Here is a 19,705-nt window from a genome sequence, read left to right on the forward strand (position 1 = left end):
TTATGCCTTAGTGGTATAAGTCAAATAATCCAAATCAATAACCGGAGTATCGCACACAATGCGGATCGTGTGCGAACCGGCTGGTAGATCAGTCTTTTGAAACAAAAGCTTTCCCACAGCCGCAGCTCCGTTAACATTTACCTGCTGCACAAACTCATTATCGATATAAACGCTGGCAACACCGAAGTTGGAATCATTTTGTCCATACCAACGGATTTCGCTTCCAGTAAATTCGAACTCGACCGAGGCGCCGGCACTAATGGCATAACGGGCGGTTCCTTCCTGAAAGACGTCATGATAGTCATCATTCCATACGCCTGTATACACCAGTTGGGCGTCCATTGCATCAACAGTAACCGTCGTCTCCGGCGGCGTTGGTTGATCTTGCTCTGGTAGATAAGAAATATAGTCCAAATTGATGTTCCAGGCGTTTTGTACAAGGCGAATGGTATGTTCTCCTTCCTCCAGTCCCGTACGCTCAAACATTAGCTGCCCAGTTGCTTCCTGGCCGTATAGGATTATGTTTTCCACTAACTCTCCGTCTAAATAGACATCTGCAGTGCCAAAATTGAAGCTCATCTCTGCATACAGGCGTACGGCTGTACCACGGAAAGTCAGTTCAGCATAAGCGCCGGCTTCGTCTGTGCGCATTGCGTTTCCCATGTAGAACTCGCTGTTGTGATACTCTTCCCAATTCCCAACATAAGTGATCCGATCCGAGAGCGCATCGACCTTTTCATAGATGGGTTCAAGGGTAGCAGCTTCATATGCAAAGCGGTCAATATCAATCACTCCGCTCTTGCACACAATTTTAATGGTATGCTCGGCAGCCGGAAGATCAAGCGCTTCAAAAAGACATACGCCTGCTTCTGCGGCCCCATTCGCATCAACTGTTGTTTTCAGTTCATCGTCCAAATAAACTTCAGCCGTGCCAAAATTGGTATCCCTCTGGCCATACCAGCGAATGGAAGTTCCAGTAAAGGAGAATACAACCGAAGCATCGGTACTGTTAGTATAACGTGCAGTCCCTTCGCTGAAAGATGCGTTGTTGTCATCATGCCATGTCCCTGTGTAAATAAGAGCCTCGTCTCTGTCATCAACAGAGGTGAAACCATAATCAGGGTCAACAGGTTCTGGATCCGGTTCCGAAATTTCCACCGCTTTAACCAGTAGATAGTCGGAAAAACGTGTATTGAATACAGCGTTATCACCCATCAGGTTTGTTGCCACGACACGATCATTGACATAGTCAACAATCCTATACATTTTATTTGGATCTAGCCCCTTCAACTCAATATCTGGATAGCCAGTGGGGCTATATTTGCTCCCATCTTTGTAGAAGGCATAGTACATAACCCCGTCTTTCTCCACCACATAGGTTTCGTAAGGGTCAAAACCATAACTGTAAAGATCGCCAATAAACCGGCCTTTCTGCAACTGAACTGTATCCGCAATCCCAAGCCATTTTTCATATTCTTCCTTGGCAGTACCGCTAAGGTCACGTTTTTCAATGAGAACAGAGCCCGTACCGACGGCACTTGGATACCAGATGTTATTGTGGTCGGCTGTAACAGGGAAATAATCTCCCATCAGTGCCTTGTAGGCTTTCACGCGTCTCCTTGTTTGATCCACAGAAGTGGGGTCAGCCGTAGCAATCTGTGTCATATATGGTAAACTATAGTAGTCCTGGGGCGTACCGCAGTTGCACAACAAATTGAACACATTGGGGTCGTTGGCCACCATAGCCTCATAAGAGACGCGGTATATCTCGGATTGCTTTTCAGTGGATTCTTCTGGCGAGGCGTGGTTATGTGCAGGATTGTAGCATTCAGGCATACTCCACACATAATCTCCCTTGAAGCCATCGAACCCCCAATCATTCATTGCACGGTTTACAAAGTCAACTTGGCTTGCAATCGCACCATCCGCCATAGGGCAAAGTGCATATCCCAAGCTGGGATTGGTCCCACCACCAGGAGTAGGAAGCCTTGCAGGTCTTCCATCTGCATCCATAACGAAATATTCAGGGTGTTGCTGATAGAGTATACTATCGATCCCGCCGTCACAAGGTCTCCACCAAAGGAGTGCAGTCATACCATGCTCATGAATTGCATCTGTCAGCCGCAACGCATCGGAGGCTCCATTTGGAAACTTTTCTGGATTTAAGGCCCAGTCTCCTGCATTGGTATACCAACCATCATCCAAAGTGATCTGCTTGACTCCGGCTGCCTGAAGTTCATCCAATTTGCCGATTATTAAGTCGATCGTCCAGTTAAACCCCCAGCCCCAGCTTTCCCATCGGAGATCATAGCTGCTATCAGGAATATCCCCAGGTGCAGGCATAATCACGCCCAAGTGATCCATTGCATTTTTGTAACCTCTCAAGCCGTTATAATAGTCACCCGGATGGACTACAGCAAAGCTCTCACCAATTTCGATCACGCTTCCGGCGGCAATGACTTTGCCTGGCCACCCGATAGAAACTTGAGCTGAATCACTGGTTTCCTGAACCGGAGTATGTACCTCCCTTCTGGTTGCAGAAGCATCGCCAACGGTAATCCCTCCATCAGCAATGTAAATATCTGACACAGGAATACTTGCAGCCGTGTCATCCTGTTTATTCTCCCTACTGAACTTGCCAGAGTCGGTCAGGTCAATCTTTTGAAGCGTATCATAGTAGTGCATCGGCCCCTCACCGCCGCCGTTATAGCTCCAGATACGATCTTCCGCACCATAAAGCTCATACACACTGCCAATGAACCAAGACACTTCCACATCAGAAGCTCCTGCCTCATAGGATGTTGCAGTATATACCACACCCTCCTCGATATCAGAGGTCTCCAGCACATAGGTACGAATTAGGCCCGTGCTCATGCTCTGAGAGGTAATGGTCATTCTCTGACCGCTGCCCATCACTCCGCTGGTGCTCTGCTCCACATCACATGAAATATGGCTGAAGTCCTGAACCTCCTGCCCTCCAATCACTGGCCCTCCCAATGGAGAAGGCTTGCTCATCTGGATAAGCCCAGATCCCTCTGTGCGGTACAGAGTGATTGTCTGCCCGTCCGCGTCATAAGTGACGCGGACGCCATTGCCGGCAATGGCATAATCACCTTCTGCAATCAGTCCTGCGTTGCCGGTGTCCGTTGCAGGCGCCGCCGCAAAAGAAGCGGTGGGCAAGAGCTGCAGACACAGCATCGTACTGAGCGTGAGTGATATGAACTTTTTAACACGCATTTCCGAGTCCTCCTTCTCTATAATCCTTTGTGTTGAAAGTCGCCTGCTAGAATCGCTTTATTCTCCCACATACGAAAAATAGTCGAAGTCAACCACCGGAGACACACAGACGATGCGGATGGTATGCTTCCCATAGGCCAGACCGTCCGCCTCAAATAGAAGCTGCTGAGCCGCCGCCGGCCCATACACATTTACCTCCCCTGCCAGAACGCCGTCCACGTATACCTCCGCAGCGCCGAAATTTACATCATTTTGACCATACCACCGAATGGCCGTCCCCACAAATGTGAACTCCACGGACGCGCCGATCTCGTTGGTATAACGGGCCGTCCCTTCATAAAAGCTTCCGTTGCTGTCGTTATTCCATGCACCCGTAAACACCAGGGAAGCATCCCGGTCATCCACCGGGACATATACGGGCGCAGGCTCGATTGGACCATACGCATACACATTGAGTTCGGCGGCAGTACCGAACCCACCTGCGCCGGCAATCGCCTTGAGCTCCAGGCCGACGGCTTCTACCGGTGCAAAGCTCACGGTTTTATCCTTGGCATCGAGCGCCCAGTCTGAGCCGGAGGCGACTAGGTCCTTGCTGCCGTCCTGGTGGATGGCGTACAGCTCATACTCCGAAATTATGCCATTTGTCCCGTTTTGACGTGGGGTATAGACGAAGCGGCCGACGGTATAGGGCTGGTCAAAGGAAACGGTGATACTCTGCGGCAGTTCATCTTTGGGAGCATAGTTGGTATGCCATATTGTGCGGACGTTTCCATCGAGGACATTGGAGGCGGGGCCCTCCGTCGTCCCGCCGTAGACGCTGGTGGCGGTTGCCGTCATATTGGACTGGGGAATCAGCGTGTACGGATTCTCCACCACTGCAATTTCAAGGTCGTCGGACAGGCCCTCCCGGGTCTCCGCCATGATGCGCGCTGAACCGACAGAAACGCCTGTAATGGTTCCAAACTCATCCACCGTCGCCACATCCGGATCACTGGAGGTATATTTCACGACCTGATCAGAGGTGTCCACAGGCGCGAAACTGGTTTCCAGCTTCATGACATCCCCTGTGGGAAGGGAAGTGGTCTCAGCACTCAGCATAAGGGAATTGCCGGAAACCAGGGCGGGCGTCGTGTAGCCGGGGTCATCCAGCAGCACGCGCATCATCTCAACAAAACTGTTTTCCGCATAGCCGATCCTCCAGATGCGGTCATCCTCACTTTTGGCCTGAATGGTCAGATTCCCGGAGGAATCCGCGACCATCTTGTTATTGGTGTTCTTCTGCAGGGCACTGTACCAGACGCGCATGGTACCATCTCCGGCGGAACTGCCTGGCTCATAGTAAAAACTGGAGCGATAGATCTGGAAATCATCCCAACTGCCGTCTGGCCCGGGGGACAGCAGGGGCTTGGTGCCCACCTGCGCCCAGTTGACTCCATCCTTTGATGTGGTCAGGTGCAGGACAGAGCCATCCGGATTTCGGCCGGCAAAGCACTGGGAAATACAAACAAACTCCTTCAAATCTGGAACATACTGGACATCCTGATGCCAGGGGGCCAACTGCTGCCCATTCTCGTCAAGCCCCAGGAAGCCGTTGACGCGGACTGGCTCACCCCAGGTGATCCCGTCGTCCGAATAACGCATTTCCACGAAGTTCGCCTGACCATTCTGATACCCCACGTCGCCGGTATTGTTGGCCCACAGGATGAACACATCCCGGAAGTCATCGTAGACAATAGTGGGAGAGAGCATATCGTAGCGGTCTGGAGAAGCAATGGCGGTAATGAAGTCATCCTCTCCATCCGCAACCTGACGCTCCGCGTCGGAGGTGGGCTTCGACCATACGCGGGTCATCTCATCATAAGTCACGGGGACGCCCCAATGTACGCCGTCATAGGAAATCCGCAGCCGGACTTCGGCCCCAACGCCTCCGCCCTGGTCATCCGCCCAGTTCCAATAGGCCATCATGGCATCGTATTCCGCGTTATAGACCATATCAGCGTCGCAGTTGTGGTAGCGGGTGCTGGGTGGCTGCGGCTCAATGGGATTGGAAAGCCCCTCCGGTTCTACCCAATGCACTCCGTCGCTGGAGGCAACGATGGACGGGTTTTCGTAGATGGAGATCCGCATCACGTTGGGCGTATAAACGGCCCAATAGCGATAGCCGTTCCACGGTTCTTCCAGGACAACTACGTCCGGGTGAGTCACCTGGTCATCGGCATGCGCACTGTCGCTGTAATAGGCGGGAAAATCCTGATATCCGGGGGCCTTGTTCAATGCGGACTCGCTGGAGTCTGCCGCAAGCGCCGCGGTTGGAAATAACTGGGCCGTCACGAGTAGGCCCGTTAGAAGCGAAACAGCTTTCCTTCGATTTCTCATATCCCTTCTATTCCTCCTTTGTAGTCCGTCCTTATCCTGTTAACGACGCCTGATCCGGCAGTTTCATATTTGGAGCTATCCTCTCCCCTCTGTTTTCAAATCGTTTCTCTCAGACAAGGCAAACGATCCTTGTAAGAAAAATTTACAGGGATATGTAGGCGTCCAGGCCCTTGGGCTGGTCGGGGTTTCCGCCTAGGGCAATTGCTTTCAGCAGAGCTGTCATTTGCGCGACATAGATGAACAGAATGCCCCATGCGGCGAACTCGCCGACTTCCGGAATCTGAATATGGGCTGCCGCGTCGTACCTATTTTCTGTGCAGTGGGAAATCGTGACCACAGGGCCGCCGCGCTGAATCACATCTTTCATCATAGCGCTTTGGAGCTTTTCTTCACCGGGCCGCAGCAACGCGAGAGTCAGAGTCCGTTTTCCACTGACCACGATAGGCCCGTGACGGTAATCCAGCAGATGGAAATAGCGGCCTGTCAGCATGGAGATCTCGGTAAAGGCGAGGGCGCCCTCCTCCGCGATGCCGCAAATGGGGCCGTCCGCCAGCACCACCACATTGTCCCAATCAAGGTTTGCGATCTCGGCCAGCACCGGCCGGTACTTCAGCTGAAACGAGGTGCTCTCCCGCATGGCTGCCAGGACACTCTCTCGGAGGCGGTCATCCCTTGCGTATTCCGCCGCCAGAAGCAGTGTGGAGGCATACAGGTTCGTGACAGTTCGGGTCTGGCAGACACTGTCATCATGGCACCAGTTCAGCGTCAGGTTCAGGTCGCACAAGGGCATCAGATCATTCCCATCCTCCGTTGTGATGGACACCGCTGGACATCCGTGAGCCTCTTTGATGTGCTTCAGGGCCCATACCATTTCAGAGGTCTTTCCGGACCGTGAAAGCAGGAGCACGATGCTGCCCTTCACCGTCTCATACCAGAATAGAGGGTCCACAATGTAGTCGCCGGCGGCGATCGCATTTGCGCTGGTTCCCGGGAGCGACGCAAACAGAGATGCTGTGCTCTTCGCCAGCATATAGCTGGAGCCGCAGCCCAAAATGGTAAACTTCTTTTGCTGGTTTTCCTGGAAGAACTGCTCCAGATTTTTTTTGTTCTTCTCAAAGTATTGGCAGGTGTAGTTCAGGGACAGCGGGGTATCCAGAATCTCAGCTTCGGTCAAAAACATAACATCATTCTCCTTCGGACATTTAACTGGGTGATAAAGGGAACCGTTCCATGGCCAACATGAGCGCGCCCTCGGTCGCGGAGTATTTGGGTTCACAAAGTATGCAGTTCAGCTCTTCGGCCTTTTTACGGAGAGGGGCCAGGATGAATTCTCCGGCATGGAAGATACCGCCGGAGTAGGAAACGCTGATGGGCTCGGCGGAGAAACGAAGTTTTGCCTTGAGCGTGCGAATCATGAGCGCCAACTCAAGCGCAGCCGTTTCATACAGCGCGGCAGCGGCTGTATCGCCAGCCCGGGCGGCCTGTAGGACGTACCGCTGGAACCCCGCGACTTTTTCCCGATAGGGGGCAAATTCCCGGACAATCCGATCAATAAACTGGTAGTCCTCCGTCAGGCCAAACTCCCCGTGGACTAGATCATAGAGCGGACCCCTCGGCAACCGGCCATCGGCCTCTTTGGAAAACAGACTCATTCCCTGCCGACCAATCCAGTAGCAGGAGCCCTCATCCCCAAAAAACTCCACCCACCCCCCACAGCGGGCAAATTCTTTGTCACACCCGCGTCCAAATGCGATAGAACCTGTGCCGGAAACAATATGGATTCCCTCCCCACAGGCGAGGGATCCAGCCCAGCCAACTTCACCGTCATTCACAACATACACTGGGACTGGAGTCAGAGCATCCGTCAGCAGGCGAACGATCTCCCGGTCATTTGCTGGGTTTTCGCCATAACAGGGCATACCCACGCAACACCCGGCACAATCCTGTGGGCTTACCCCGCCCCCGGAGAGGGCCTCCCGTACCACCTTCGTGATCAGGGCAACGGATTCCGGAATACCGATGGACTGATAGGAACAGGTCGGGTAGGTCATGGTTTGGATCGGAACACTGTCAGCGGTGGAGATCGCGACGGCGGTTTTTGTGCCTCCGCCGTCTACCCCGACATACCATTGCTTCATATTGGCTCCTCCATGTGGTACTTTTAACTGTAATAACGCGTGCGGATCGGCTGCTTATGTACATACTGTATAGTTTTTTGCTAATTTTGTCTATGGTTTTGGGTAAAATAGGCCAACTACCCTCAGTTGTATGCATTTTGAATCGATACAACTGACCTGAGTTGTATCTCTTTTTTAACAGGGAAATATTTCCTTGTAAATTCACTCCCCATATGATAAAATAATTGGCAAAATAGTAATAGTCTCTAAAAATACTTGTAAGGATCTATGGGGCGATTGGCTATCTGAAGTGACGTGAAGTAGCGGCAAGCGGGGGGTGCGGTATGGCTCAAAGGCCGGTCTATATAGACGTTTACACGGAGATGCTTCGTGATATACAGACGGGGCTCTATCCGGAAAATTCACTGTTCCCCCCCGAAGAAAAGTTGTGCCGGAAGTATAACGCAAGCCGTAGCACTCTCCGGCGTGCACTCAACATGCTGAAAGAAACCGGTGTACTTTACTCGGTCCAGGGTAATGGAACCTATATTAAGCCGTTCGTATTTACCCAGCCCCTATCTGATTTCTACTCGTTTACTGATACGCTTAAAAGCAGCAATATTCTAATTCAGAATTCTGTCATTCACTATGATCTGGTCAAAGCCGATAAGTCTTTGGCGATTGAAACCGGGTATCAGGAGGGAACAGTGTTCCATAAACTGCTCCGGCTCCGCTCGGCCAGGACGTATCCTCTGATGCTGGAAACCACCTTTCTTCCCCAAAGCCGTTTTTTGACGCTGGACACGGAGGCGCTCTCCTGCGGCTCTCTATATGAGTTTTTGCGAGAACAGTATAACTTCCATGCAGATCGGGCCACGGAAAAATTCCGGCCTGTTATGCCGCGCTCAGAAGAAAGAACGCTGTTGCATATCTCATCCAATGTTCCGTGTACTCTTTTGGAGCGATACAGCTATGAGGGCAATGTCCTGATTGAATATACAAAATCCATTGTCCGCGGCGATAAATATGCGTTTCGGATTGAGTTGGCAAACAACTCGGTGATTCCTCTCCCGGAACAAAGGGAGCGCTGAGTACATATTGCATTCCAGTTATCTTTATCCTCACAGTTTTTTGATATCTGTGGTTAGATGGAAAACCAGCCATATGAGTCTGTAGAGGGGAGGACGTGCTGTCCTCCGCATCCAGCCACCGGCGGCAAGGGCCGGGGCCGACCATAGTTCCGCCCATGCTCGGCCGGTATAAAATAAAGCTGCGCCCCATGCCATTCCATTTTCGGACGGCATGGGGCGTGTTTTTTTGTGCGGGAATCACTTTTTGTCGGATAACTTTTAAATTAGATCCAGGAGGTTGGTTTTTCTGCTGGCTTATGGGGCGCAGTCAGAGCACGGTGCGTAGATACTTTTCAAAGAGACGGTCAACGGCCACGAAAGCTGAAAGATACAGGAGACTTTGGACATGGCCGGTGAGCTCCGCTGCAAGGCCATCCGTTATAAGACTGCCCTGCCTTTGATCCGGGGGGGCTCAGCCACAGCCGGGCCGATGTGCGCCGAACGGTGTCCGAGGGACTACGTGTGTGAACCAGTCGTCCCTAATTTCAAGGCACATCCCGTAGTGGGCCACAAAGAGAACGGTGAGTCCATCTTCCGCTATATCTATACTGATATCCAGAAGGAACTGACAGTTAAGCTCCGGCAGAGTATTGAGGTGTATCAGAGTGTCGAGCTGACTGAGGAGAGTCGGATGGCACTGGGCCAGTGGCTGGAGCAATGGTTGAAAAACATAGCTCCTAACATTCGTCCCTCTACCGTGAGACGATGTGAAGGTACCGTGCGGAACCACATTGTCCCCTTTATGGGAGACAAGCCAATCACTCAGATAACCGGAAAAGACATTAAAAAGTTATATGATACGCTGGCTCGTCAGGGAAACCGAACCACAGGAGAGTGCTTGCCAGCAGTACTGTCCGTGGGATTCACTCCATGCTCCATGAAGCACTGGGGGAGGCAAAACAAATTTTAACGGATGAGCAGTTGGAACGATTTGTGGAGATTATACGGGAGGATGCCGTCTGGTATGACTTCTTCTATACAGAACTGACAACCGGACTGCGGCGAGGTGAGATCTGCGGCCTCCAGTGGAGGGACTTTGATGCAGATGATGGAAGGCTCAAGATTTGCCGCGCTGTACATGAGGAGCGTGGCGGAAAACTGACTACTTGGGATACCAAGACATCAGCTGGTGCCAGAACGATCACCCTGCCGCCCAGTACTGTAGAATTGCTCCGGGAGAGGAAAAAGTCCGCTCTGACGGAATGGATCTTCCCCCATCCGTGGAAACCAGAACAGCCTACCCACCCGAGTACTGCCTATGATCGGCTGAAAGCCCTGTTAAAACGGGCGGAGCTGCCTGATATCCGGTTTCATGGTCTGCACCACACTTTTGCCACCCATGCGTTGGCATCTGGTGTAGATGTAAAGACTCTGTCTGGAATCCTGGGACATACCAGGTCGGCGTTCGCCCAAGACACCTACCCACACCACTACGGATATACAAAAGCGGGCGGCTGAGATCGTAGAGGAATTTCTTAAAAATATCTTTGAAGAGGAGTTGAAGCCATGGGAAGAAAGCCAAAAAACGGCGAAGGCACCGCCCAGCTGAGAAAGGACGGCCTTCCCAAGACGAAAAATGTGCTGGCCAAGACCAAAGGTGAGTGCGTGGATAAATTGAAAACACTGAAAGACACCATTGCACCTGCAAATCCGTCCAAGGTTCGGGCAGATATGCCATTTGGGGAGTGTCTGAACTATTGGTACGAAACCTACAGCAAACCATAAATCCGGCCCAGAACCCATCGAACCTACGAAGGGTATCTCCGGCTATACATCAAACCAAGGCTAGGCGATATTCCACTGAACAAACTAACAGAAAATGATAAGCAGCAAATTTGTGTGTGGATGAAGCCAGATGAGTATGCCAATGGAAAAGGTATTGCTGACAGCCAGATTCGATGTTGCCGCAGTCTATGCCGGCAGGCACTGGAGAAAGCAGCTGAGGAGCATTTGATCCTCTGCAACCCGGCCATTGGATGCAAGTGTCCGCCTGCAAAACGAGAAGAGATGAAAATTCCCTCAGGGGAAACTATGCAGAGAGTACTCATCCAGGCCAAAGAGGAAAATTACTATGAACTCTTCCCTCTGGAGTTTGCCACTGGCCTGCGACTGAGGGAACTGGCCGCCCTTCAGTGGGACGATTTGAACTTAACGACTGGAGAGCTGCGGATCGACAAGCAAGCTAGCATTGTCGGATCAGAGGTAGTCATCTGTGAACCCAAAACAAAAGCGGCGGTTCGTACCATGATCCTGCCGCCATCCGTCAGGCGAGTGCTGGCAGAGTATAAGACCAAGGTGGATTCACGATGGATGTTTCCATCCCCAAAGAAAGAAGACTTGCCCATGCGTCCATCCTCGCCCCATAAGCGCCTGCACAGAATTTTGGATTATGCGGGATGTGAACGGGTGAGATTTCATGGTCCGTGCCATACTTTTGCAACCAACGCCTAGGCCTACGGAATGGACATCAAGACCCTGCCGACAATTTTGTGTTATGTATCCAGCGCTACTACCCTGAACACATATTCCCACATAACCGACGAGATGCAGCAATTGGCGGCGGAAAAGATTGACCGTGATACCGCGAAAGCAGAGGTCAAACAACCAGAAGAGCGGAGAGAACATTCCATGACAAACTTCCAAGCAAGGAAACGATGGAGTCGCAAAGCAAGCTGAAATGTTGCAAAACCGGCCCGCCGATGGAAGGTGCCCATCCGGCGGGCTGATTTTTTCTGTCTATGGGCAAATTTGTGGTCAAGAAATATTCTCAGAAAATATAAGAGAAGATTTATGCTGAAAATGCGACTGTTTGAGAGATAGCGGCAACTTCCAACGAGATTAGTTGGGAGGCGCTAAACAGTATTGGCACAAACAAAAAAGACGGGCACTCCTGAAAGGGGGTACCCGTCAAGTAGTTAAAGCAGAAATCCGTCTGTGGTATTTCTGTGGTCAAACGAGAAAACGCCGCAGTTTTCACTGCGGCGTTTTCTATGAATGGTGGACCTAATCGGGATCGAACCGACGACCTTACGGATGCGAACCGTACGCTCTCCCAGCTGAGCTATAGGCCCATACAGAGTGCTCTCAGCAAAATGAAAGATTCTTGTCGTGGACACTCAGATATTATAGCATAATTTATCCGGTTGTAAAGACCTTTTTTGAAAAAAGTGAAAAGTGATATTGATAAATGGCGGGAAATGATGTATGATATCAAACACAGCCTTCCGACGGACGGCGCAGAGGCGTCCGGCCCGCGGCAAGGCCGCACTAGTCGGGGAGTTAGCGGTGCCCTGTACCTGCAACCCGCTACAGCAGGGATGAATCCCGGCCCCCGGAACTGCGTTGTGCTGTCTGCCCCAGGTAAGCAGCGATGATGGATCGGTCCCGCGCAAGGCCGCACCGTGAACCGTGTCAGGCGGGGAACCGAGCAGCACTAAGCGGACCGCGACCTGTGCCGCGGGGGTCCCGCTCCTGAGCCGGCTGCCTGGGTAACGGGTATAGCGCAGTCTCCAAAGGCCGGTGTGCGGTCTTGCCACGCGCCGGACGCGGCGGGAGAGGGGCGAAGCGACGCGGCTTTCCGCATCCTCCGCCCCTCTCCTTTTTGATTTGATTTGAGGTGACCGCCCTTGTATCAGGCCCTGTACCGCAAATGGCGGCCCCGCACCTTTGACGATGTGGTGGGCCAGTCCCATATCACCGACACGCTCAAGCGCCAGGTGGCCACCGGCCGGCTGAGCCACGCCTACCTGTTTACCGGCACCCGGGGAACGGGCAAGACCACCTGCGCCAAGATCCTGGCCCGGGCGGTGAACTGTGAACACCCGGTGGACGGCAATCCCTGCAACCAGTGTCCGTCCTGCCTGGGCATTGAGAGCGGCTCCATCCTGGATGTGCTGGAGCTGGACGCCGCCTCCAATAACGGCGTGGACCAGGTGCGCGCCCTGCGGGACGAGGCGGTATACACCCCGGCGGCAGTGCGCAAGCGGGTGTATATTGTGGATGAGGTGCACATGCTCTCCACTGCGGCCTTCAACGCGCTGCTGAAGATTTTGGAGGAGCCGCCGGAGCACCTCATGTTCATTTTGGCCACCACGGAGCTGCACAAGGTGCCGGCCACCATCAAGTCCCGGTGCCAGCAGTTCTCCTTCAAGCGGATTCTCCCCGGCGACATCGCTGCCCGGCTGGCCTATGTGGCCCGGGAAGAGGGCATTGAGCTGCGGGGGGAGGGGGCCAGCCTGCTGGCCAGGCTGGCCGACGGCGGCCTGCGGGACGCCCTGTCCCTGCTGGACCAGTGCGCCGGTCCATCCGGCCCCATCGGGGAGCAGGAGGTGCTGGACGCCCTGGGGCTGGCGGGCAACCTGGAGACGGCGCGGCTCATGGAGCAGCTCGGCGGGGGAGACACCGCCGGGGCCCTGGAGACCCTGGCCCGGCTGTACGGCGCGGGGAAGGACGTGGGCTCTCTGCTGGGCGAGCTGTCCGCCCTGACCCGGGATCTGCTCATCCGAAAGACGGCCCCCCAGGGGGGCGCGGCCCTGCTCACCGGCGGCTATGACGAAAATACGATGCGCCGCCTGTCCAACCAGTTCCAGACGGCCCGGCTGGTACAGATGCTGGGCCTGCTTCAGACCACCATCGCAGATCTGTCCCGCAGCGGCAACCGCCGGACGGACACGGAGCTGTGCCTCATCCGCCTTTGCGACCCGGGCCTGGACGAGAGCACCGCGGCGCTGACTGCCCGGCTGGCCCGGGTGGAGGAGCTGCTGGCGGGGGGGATTCCGGCGGCCTGCGCGGTACCGGGGCAGCCCATGAAGCAGTCCGCACCGGCGAAGCGGGAGCCGTCCGCCCCAAGGGTGGAGCCAGTCCCGGCAGAGCGCCCCCCGTGGGAGGAGGAGCGGCCCCCACTGCCTGATGAGCCGGGGGAGCGGGTAGACGTAGACGAGACGCCGGAGCCGTCTGCAGCTCCTGAGGACCGCCTGGTGGCCGGAGAGGCGCCCACCGGCGGAGAAGCCGGCCGGAGCGCCGCGGCCGACCTCTGGCCCGGCCTGGTGGCGGCGGTGCGGGGAAAATTTCCTGCGGTCTACCCCTTCCTGAGCAACCCGGCCATGGTGCAGGGGCGGCTGGAGGACGGGGTGCTCACGCTGTGGGTGAAGGACGAGTTTACCAAGAGCATGGTGGGCGGAGCCTCCATTCTGGAGGAGCTGGGGCGGCTGGCCTCGGCTCAGACCGGCGTCCCGGCGCGCTGCGCGGTCAAGGTGGGGAAGGCGCCCGCTGCCCCGGCCGCAGCGGCACCCGCCCAGGCGGCGGAGCACGACAAACTGGACGATCTGCTGGCGTTCAGCCGGCAGTTTGACAACATCATCATTCAGGAATAAAAGGAGTTGCGACCGATGGCAAAGGGATTCAACAGCCGCGGAATGGGCGGCTTTGGCGGCGGCATGAATATGAACATGATGAAGCAGGTTCAGAAGATGCAGCAGGACATGATGAAAATGCAGCAGGAGCTGGAGACCAAGACCTACACGGCCGCCGCGGGCGGCGGCGTGGTCTCCGCCACAGTGACCGGCAAGCGGGAGCTGAAGGAGGTCGTCATTGACCCCGAGGCGGTGGATCCGGAGGATGTGGAGATGCTTCAGGACATGATCGTGGCTGCGGTGAACGAGGCTTTGCGGGCAGCGGAGAGCGACTCCGCCTCCACCATGCAGCAGCTCACCGGAGGGCTCGGCCTGCCGTTCTGAGCCGGACACAGGGGGGGGCGGGCCAAAGGCCCGCCCCTAAGACTGCCGATAAACTCTCCTGCCGAAGGATTTGGAGGGGAAAGATAGTGTGAAAGGGAACCGTCAGGGTTCCCTTTCGCGTTGGATCAAACGACTTTTTATTATTTTGTGTTAATTTTAGAAAGCCCGCCAGCTTGTCGAAACACCTTTTCGACAAGCTGGCAGCGAACCTTTGGTCCTGAGAGGGGGACAGCGCGTGGAACAGACGACACACAGACAGATGTCGGAGAGCTTTCGGCTGGGGGCGGTGCTGGCCCTGACCGGAGGCTTTCTGGATGCGTATACCTACCTTATCCGGGGTGGAGTGTTCGCCAACGCCCAGACCGGAAATATCGTGCTGCTGGGGGTACGGCTGATGGAGGGGGACTGGGGCGGCGCAGGCCACTATCTGGTACCCATTCTGGCCTTTGCCGCGGGGGTACTGGCGGCAGAGCTGATCCGCGGACGGTTCCGGGGGGCCCAGGCCCTCCACTGGCGGCAGATCACCGTGGCGGCGGAGTTGCTCCTGCTGGCGGCGGTGGCCTTCCTGCCCGCGGCGCTGGACAACGCGGCCAATGTGCTGGTGGCCTTTGTCTGCGCGGTCCAGGTGGAGAGCTTCCGCAAGGTCAACGGCAACGCCTTTGCCACCACTATGTGCACCGGAAACCTGCGCAGCGGCACGGAGCGGCTGTACCTATGGGGGAAGACCGGCGAGCGGGACCACGGACACCGGGCGGCCCAGTACTACGGCATTATCGTGTTTTTCATCGTCGGAGCGGCACTGGGGGCCTGGTGCAGCGGCCGGTGGGGGCAGAGGGCGGTGTTGGGGGCCTGCGTGCTCCTTTTGGCGGCCTTTTTGCTTATGTTTCAGCGCAAACCCCTTGCGAGAACGGGCAAAGGGGTATAAAATAAGAACCACTTAACAATTTGAACCAAAATGGGAGGCACACAGAAATATGGGAGAGCGGTCCAAGGTTTACATGACGGACCTCCGGTGCAGGCCGGGGGTCAGCCTGCTGAACAAGCTGGAGAAGCTGATGCGCACGGCGGGCATCGGGGAGATCAACTTTGAGCGTAAGCTGGTGGCCATCAAGATGCACTTCGGCGAGCCGGGAAACCTGGCATTCCTGCGGCCCAATTACGCCAAGGTGGTGGCCGATGTGGTGAAGAGCCTGGGGGGCGTCCCCTTCCTCACCGACTGCAACACCCTCTATCCCGGCCGCCGGAAAAACGCCCTGGAGCACCTGGACGCAGCCTATGAGAACGGCTTCTCCCCGCTGTCCACCGGCTGCCAGGTGATCATCGGCGACGGCCTGCGGGGCAACGACGACGTGGAGGTGCCCGTGGAGGGGGCGGAGTACATCCAGACGGCCAAGATCGGAAAGGCCATCATGGAGGCCGATGTGATCATCTCCCTGTCCCACTTCAAGGGGCATGAGCAGACCGGCTTTGGCGGCGCCATCAAGAACTTGGGTATGGGCTGCGGCTCCCGCCGGGGCAAGATGGAGCAGCACGCCCAGGGCAAGCCGATGGTGGCGCCCCGCCGCTGTGTGGGCTGCCGCCGGTGCGCCACCCAGTGCGCCCACGGCGCCATCACCTTTGGGGAGGATCGCAAGGCGTCCATCGACTGGGACAAGTGCGTGGGCTGCGGCCGCTGTATTGCGGTGTGCAACACCGACGCCATCCGCCCTGGCAACGACGCGGCCATGGAGGAGCTGGGCTGCCGCATGGCGGAGTACGCCAAGGCGGTAGTGGACGGCCGTCCCCAGTTCCATATCAGCCTTGTCATCGACGTGTCCCCCTACTGCGACTGCCACGGGGAGAACGACCTGCCCATCGTGCCCGACGTGGGCATGTTCGCCTCCTTTGACCCGGTGGCGCTGGATCAGGCCTGCGCCGACGCCTGCGGGAAACAGCCCCCCATCCCCGGCTCCCACCTGGACGAGCAGATGCACAGGGAGGGCTTCTGCGACAAGCACGACCACTTCATCAACAGTATGCCGGACACCGACTGGCGGGTGTGCCTGGCCCACTGTGAGAAAATCGGCATCGGCACCCGCTCCTACGAGCTGGTGGAGGTAAAATAACTGCACAACGCGTAGAAAGGGAGTAATCTAATGGACGTGAAGAACATCCTGGCCCACTGCGACCACACTCTGCTCAAACAGGAGTCTACCTGGGCCCAGATCAAGGAGGTCTGCGACGACGGGCTGAAGTACGGCTGCGCCTCCGTGTGCATTCCCGCCTCCTTTGTGAAGCAGGCAGCGGACTACGTGGGCAACGAGCTGAAGATCTGCACCGTCATCGGTTTCCCCAACGGCTACTCTACCACCGCCGTCAAGGTCTTTGAGACCGAGGACGCCATCCGCAACGGCGCCGACGAGATCGACATGGTGATCAACATCGGCTGGGTGAAGGATCAGCGGTGGGATGAGGTGCTGGCCGAGATCAAGGCTATCAAAGCCTCCTGCCAGGGCCGCATCCTCAAGGTGATCGTGGAAACCTGCCTGCTCACCGAGGCGGAGAAGATCAAGCTGTGCGAGCTGGTGACCGAGTCCGGCGCGGACTACATCAAGACCTCCACCGGCTTCTCCACCGGCGGCGCCACCCGGGAGGATGTGGCCCTGTTCAAGGCCCACATCGGCCCCGGCGTGAAGATCAAGGCCGCGGGCGGCATCTCCAGCCTCCAGGACGCCGAGGACTTCATGGCCCTGGGCGCGGACCGCCTGGGCACGTCCCGGATCGTCAAGCTGGTGAAGGGCGAGCACGCCGAGGGATACTGAGTGGAACAGAACGGGGGACCGGCCCGCAGGGGCTGGCCTCCCGTTTTTGTTTTTCAAATTTTATAACAGGCGGCCGGTTTTCAACATGAAGTTCCGGCGTATCATCCATCCGGGGGAACGATGTCTCCACGCTACCCCAATATCCATCCGTAAGGTCGGTCAGGAGCCTGTGACGCAGTTAGGCCAGTTCCTGGACGAAGCATCCCAATATTCCGGTGATCAAACAGAGCCTGCCCCCTTTTCAAACAGGGGGCAGGCTCTTTACATAGAGGGGCCAGGGACGATAAAATTTTAGAGAAAATTTCCTGTGGGGCCGACTAAGGGCTGGCTTTCCGCGTCTTATTAGGCAGAAAGGAGTGAGCAAAACACGTGCAGCTGCAATTCTCGCATCCTTCCATCTCCGACTCGGAATTTGTGGAACGGATTGAGCAGAAAAAGGCATCCTTTTACCGGGTGGCCTTTGGGTATACACGAAATGAGGACGACGCCCTGGAGGTGGTTCAGGAGGCCGTCTGCAAGGCGTACACCGCCAAGTGGAGGCTTCGGGACCCCGAACGCTTTTACCCCTGGTTTTACCGAATACTGACCAATACGGCGCTGTCCTTCCTCTGCCGGCGGCCGCCGCAGGGGGCTGTGCAGGAGGCGTGGGACGCGCTCCCGGCTGAGGACGGTGAGGAGCGGTGGGCAGACTCCCTCTGGCTGAGGGAGGAGCTGGGGCGGCTGGATGACCGAAGCCGAACCGTCATTCTCCTGAAATTTTACGAGGATATGACCTTCCGGGAGATCGCCCAGGTGCTCCGCAAGCCGGAGAGTACCGTGAAATCCGATTACTACCGGGGGATGAATCAATTGAAGGAAAGGACGACACAGATATGATACAGACATCCGAAGGAAACCTGCCGCAGGGGCTGGATGCCGCCATTCGCACCGGCCTGGAGCGTGGGCGGCGCACGGTGGCCCGGCGGGCGCGGGTGCGGCGGGGGGCCGTCCGGTCGGCCCTGTGCCTGGCACTGGTGCTGGGCCTGTTTGCCGGAGGGGTGAACGCCTCGCCGGCCTTCGCGGCCGCCATGGAGGAGCTGCCGATTCTGGGCAGACTGGTGCAGGTGTTCCGGGTCAATGCGCCCAGCGTGGACGGCGGACAGACTGCCGCAGGCGGCCGGGCGGCCCTGACCATGGAGCGGGAGGGTGATACGGAGTGGCTGACCCTCCGCTACGAGCAGTCCAGCGCCGGGCGCTACCACGCCGAATTCGCCTCTTTTCCCAAGACGGTCACGCTAACCCTGCCCGGGACGGAGCGGGTGGAGATCCTGTCGGAGCTCTCCCGCGCCCAGGACACCAGCCAGTACATCAAGTCTGTTTACACCGCCGAGGGGTGGGTGGACCGCGCCGCCGTGGTCCAACTGGAGCTGGAGAGCGACGCAGATGTGCAGCTCCAGGAGTACCAGGAGCCGGGCAGTATTGTGATCCGCCTGACTCCCGCAGAGAACCGGCTGGACACCATCTACTCGCTGCGCACCCTGTCGGCGGACAGCCCGGAGGCCCTCAGGGCCATGGCCGCGCCGGAGGAGGGGGCGCGCCTGCTGCGGGACGACGCAGGTCGGCTTTTTGTGGAGCTGGGCCAGTATGACACCCGGGAGAAGGCCGAGCGGGCCGCCGGTGACCGGGGGGCGGCGGGCCTGATCGTGGAGCGGCGCACCGGCAACAACGTGCCGGTCTGCTATGAGACGGAGGAGGCTTACCAGAGTGCGGTTCTGCTGGACGGGTACAATGAGCTTCTTCAAACTACTGTGGAGGTGGAGCCTATCCTTGCTTTCCTGGAGGAACACCTGGCCGGCGCGTCCGCCGAGGTACAGGACACCATGCTCCGGGGCCTGACGGGCTTCCTGGACGGGAATGAAACGGGGCTGGACTGGGAGCGGATCGCGGCCTGCTATGCTATGGCGGGACAGACGCTGCCCGAAAAATTCCAATGAGAAAGGCGGAGGAACATGAGACAGAGATACCTGAGACTGATATCGGTGCTGCTCCTGCTGGCCATACTGACGGCCTGCGGCACGGACAGGGAGGGCGCTGCGGGCGGCACGGTGGAGGGAGTTGTGAACCGGAACGGCGACTTTTTGGTGCTCCTGACGGACGAGGGGGAGTACCAGACCTTTGAATTCGGAGCGGGAGTAGACACAGGCGCACTGGAGGAGGGAGACTGCATATCCGTCACCTATACCGGAGAGCTGGGCAAGGAGGACTCCACGCCAACGGCCGTAAGTATTTCCAAACAATAGGGGAGAGGGCCCCGCCGGCAGCCTGGACTG

17 protein-coding genes, 1 tRNA gene, 1 other RNA gene and 1 pseudogene are annotated in these 19,705 nt (G+C 56.6%); 15 read left to right on the forward strand and 5 right to left on the reverse strand.

The annotated features are described in order from the left end of the window. The 4 genes from HMPREF0372_RS10995 to HMPREF0372_RS11010 form a co-directional block, all read right to left on the reverse strand. Entirely contained in the window at nucleotides 1–3,237 is a 3,237-nt protein-coding gene (locus HMPREF0372_RS10995) for a type A blood alpha-D-galactosamine galactosaminidase (RefSeq protein WP_007492278.1), read from the reverse strand. A gap of 57 nt (nucleotides 3,238–3,294) precedes the next feature. Next, complete coding sequence (locus HMPREF0372_RS11000; RefSeq protein ID WP_007492279.1) at nucleotides 3,295–5,613, reverse strand: type A blood N-acetyl-alpha-D-galactosamine deacetylase; 2,319 nt, start codon at nucleotides 5,611–5,613, stop codon at nucleotides 3,295–3,297. Nucleotides 5,614–5,755: 142 nt separating this feature from the next. Further along, entirely contained in the window at nucleotides 5,756–6,793 is a 1,038-nt protein-coding gene (locus HMPREF0372_RS11005; RefSeq protein ID WP_007492281.1) for an SIS domain-containing protein, read from the reverse strand. A gap of 22 nt (nucleotides 6,794–6,815) precedes the next feature. Further along, nucleotides 6,816–7,751, reverse strand: coding sequence for an N-acetylglucosamine kinase (locus HMPREF0372_RS11010; protein ID WP_007492283.1), 936 nt, complete (start codon nucleotides 7,749–7,751; stop codon nucleotides 6,816–6,818). Nucleotides 7,752–8,074: 323 nt separating this feature from the next. Here HMPREF0372_RS11010 and HMPREF0372_RS11015 point away from each other — a divergent pair, with 323 nt between their 5' ends. The 6 genes and pseudogenes from HMPREF0372_RS11015 to HMPREF0372_RS11035 all read left to right on the forward strand — a co-directional run bounded on the left by HMPREF0372_RS11015 (nucleotide 8,075) and on the right by HMPREF0372_RS11035 (nucleotide 11,311). Continuing rightward, the gene (locus HMPREF0372_RS11015) at nucleotides 8,075–8,821 is read left to right on the forward strand and encodes a GntR family transcriptional regulator (protein WP_007492285.1); all 747 of its coding nucleotides are present in this window, start codon (nucleotides 8,075–8,077) and stop codon (nucleotides 8,819–8,821) included. 670 nt (nucleotides 8,822–9,491) lie between these two features. Then, entirely contained in the window at nucleotides 9,492–9,770 is a 279-nt protein-coding gene (locus HMPREF0372_RS20655) for an N-terminal phage integrase SAM-like domain-containing protein (RefSeq protein WP_227127338.1), read from the forward strand. Next, complete coding sequence (locus HMPREF0372_RS11025; RefSeq protein ID WP_080568035.1) at nucleotides 9,731–10,318, forward strand: site-specific integrase; 588 nt, start codon at nucleotides 9,731–9,733, stop codon at nucleotides 10,316–10,318. The genes HMPREF0372_RS20655 and HMPREF0372_RS11025 overlap by 40 nt, the downstream gene beginning before the upstream one ends. Nucleotides 10,319–10,366: 48 nt before the next feature. After that, entirely contained in the window at nucleotides 10,367–10,585 is a 219-nt protein-coding gene (locus tag HMPREF0372_RS11030; RefSeq protein WP_007492291.1) for a hypothetical protein, read from the forward strand. Then, a pseudogene (locus HMPREF0372_RS21335) lies at nucleotides 10,586–10,681 on the forward strand (tyrosine-type recombinase/integrase); the annotation flags it as partial. Nucleotides 10,682–10,705: 24 nt separating this feature from the next. Further along, nucleotides 10,706–11,311, forward strand: a complete 606-nt coding sequence (locus HMPREF0372_RS11035; protein WP_226923653.1) for a tyrosine-type recombinase/integrase — start codon at nucleotides 10,706–10,708, stop codon at nucleotides 11,309–11,311. A 544-nt stretch (nucleotides 11,312–11,855) separates the two neighbouring features. Here HMPREF0372_RS11035 and HMPREF0372_RS11040 read toward each other — a convergent pair. After that, nucleotides 11,856–11,931, reverse strand: a tRNA-Ala gene (locus tag HMPREF0372_RS11040). A 191-nt stretch (nucleotides 11,932–12,122) separates the two neighbouring features. Between HMPREF0372_RS11040 and ffs the strand changes: the two genes are divergently transcribed. The 9 genes from ffs (at nucleotide 12,123) to HMPREF0372_RS11080 (ending at nucleotide 19,675) form a co-directional block, all read left to right on the forward strand. Further along, nucleotides 12,123–12,387, forward strand: an RNA gene (gene ffs, locus HMPREF0372_RS19230) — signal recognition particle sRNA large type. Nucleotides 12,388–12,486: 99 nt separating this feature from the next. Further along, on the forward strand, nucleotides 12,487–14,232 hold the full coding sequence (dnaX, locus tag HMPREF0372_RS11045; protein ID WP_007492300.1) for a DNA polymerase III subunit gamma/tau: 1,746 nt from the start codon (nucleotides 12,487–12,489) through the stop codon (nucleotides 14,230–14,232). 15 nt (nucleotides 14,233–14,247) lie between these two features. Then, nucleotides 14,248–14,595, forward strand: coding sequence for a YbaB/EbfC family nucleoid-associated protein (locus tag HMPREF0372_RS11050; protein ID WP_007492302.1), 348 nt, complete (start codon nucleotides 14,248–14,250; stop codon nucleotides 14,593–14,595). Between the two features lie 235 nt (nucleotides 14,596–14,830). Continuing rightward, a complete protein-coding gene (locus tag HMPREF0372_RS11055; RefSeq protein WP_009260912.1) occupies nucleotides 14,831–15,520 on the forward strand; it encodes a YoaK family protein in 690 nt (229 codons plus the stop codon). Nucleotides 15,521–15,569: 49 nt separating this feature from the next. Beyond that, nucleotides 15,570–16,700, forward strand: coding sequence for a DUF362 domain-containing protein (locus HMPREF0372_RS11060; protein ID WP_007492306.1), 1,131 nt, complete (start codon nucleotides 15,570–15,572; stop codon nucleotides 16,698–16,700). Between the two features lie 30 nt (nucleotides 16,701–16,730). Next, entirely contained in the window at nucleotides 16,731–17,396 is a 666-nt protein-coding gene (gene deoC, locus HMPREF0372_RS11065; protein WP_007492308.1) for a deoxyribose-phosphate aldolase, read from the forward strand. A 369-nt stretch (nucleotides 17,397–17,765) separates the two neighbouring features. After that, nucleotides 17,766–18,272 carry a sigma-70 family RNA polymerase sigma factor gene (locus tag HMPREF0372_RS11070; RefSeq protein ID WP_007492312.1) on the forward strand — a complete coding sequence of 169 codons (507 nt, stop codon included), beginning with the start codon at nucleotides 17,766–17,768 and terminating at the stop codon, nucleotides 18,270–18,272. After that, a complete protein-coding gene (locus HMPREF0372_RS11075; protein ID WP_007492314.1) occupies nucleotides 18,269–19,369 on the forward strand; it encodes a hypothetical protein in 1,101 nt (366 codons plus the stop codon). Before HMPREF0372_RS11070 ends, HMPREF0372_RS11075 begins: the two co-directional genes overlap by 4 nt. A gap of 15 nt (nucleotides 19,370–19,384) precedes the next feature. Further along, nucleotides 19,385–19,675 (forward strand): hypothetical protein, encoded by a 291-nt coding sequence (locus HMPREF0372_RS11080; protein WP_007492316.1) that lies wholly within the window; start codon nucleotides 19,385–19,387, stop codon nucleotides 19,673–19,675. Nucleotides 19,676–19,705: the final 30 nt, after the last annotated feature.

This window comes from Flavonifractor plautii ATCC 29863 (assembly GCF_000239295.1).
Lineage (GTDB): Bacteria > Bacillota > Clostridia > Oscillospirales > Oscillospiraceae > Flavonifractor > Flavonifractor plautii.

Bases quoted from the DNA above. Each gene is read 5' to 3' on its own strand.
- HMPREF0372_RS10995 (WP_007492278.1), bottom strand. From the start codon at position 3,237: ATGCGTGTTAAAAAGTTCATATCACTCACGCTCAGTACGATGCTGTGT.
- HMPREF0372_RS11000 (WP_007492279.1), bottom strand. From the start codon at position 5,613: ATGAGAAATCGAAGGAAAGCTGTTTCGCTTCTAACGGGCCTACTCGTG.
- HMPREF0372_RS11005 (WP_007492281.1), bottom strand. From the start codon at position 6,793: ATGTTTTTGACCGAAGCTGAGATTCTGGATACCCCGCTGTCCCTGAAC.
- HMPREF0372_RS11010 (WP_007492283.1), bottom strand. From the start codon at position 7,751: ATGAAGCAATGGTATGTCGGGGTAGACGGCGGAGGCACAAAAACCGCC.
- HMPREF0372_RS11015 (WP_007492285.1), top strand. From the start codon at position 8,075: ATGGCTCAAAGGCCGGTCTATATAGACGTTTACACGGAGATGCTTCGT.
- HMPREF0372_RS20655 (WP_227127338.1), top strand. From the start codon at position 9,492: ATGGCACTGGGCCAGTGGCTGGAGCAATGGTTGAAAAACATAGCTCCT.
- HMPREF0372_RS11025 (WP_080568035.1), top strand. From the start codon at position 9,731: ATGCTCCATGAAGCACTGGGGGAGGCAAAACAAATTTTAACGGATGAG.
- HMPREF0372_RS11030 (WP_007492291.1), top strand. From the start codon at position 10,367: ATGGGAAGAAAGCCAAAAAACGGCGAAGGCACCGCCCAGCTGAGAAAG.
- HMPREF0372_RS11035 (WP_226923653.1), top strand. From the start codon at position 10,706: ATGAAGCCAGATGAGTATGCCAATGGAAAAGGTATTGCTGACAGCCAG.
- HMPREF0372_RS11050 (WP_007492302.1), top strand. From the start codon at position 14,248: ATGGCAAAGGGATTCAACAGCCGCGGAATGGGCGGCTTTGGCGGCGGC.
- HMPREF0372_RS11060 (WP_007492306.1), top strand. From the start codon at position 15,570: ATGGGAGAGCGGTCCAAGGTTTACATGACGGACCTCCGGTGCAGGCCG.
- deoC (WP_007492308.1), top strand. From the start codon at position 16,731: ATGGACGTGAAGAACATCCTGGCCCACTGCGACCACACTCTGCTCAAA.
- HMPREF0372_RS11075 (WP_007492314.1), top strand. From the start codon at position 18,269: ATGATACAGACATCCGAAGGAAACCTGCCGCAGGGGCTGGATGCCGCC.
- HMPREF0372_RS11080 (WP_007492316.1), top strand. From the start codon at position 19,385: ATGAGACAGAGATACCTGAGACTGATATCGGTGCTGCTCCTGCTGGCC.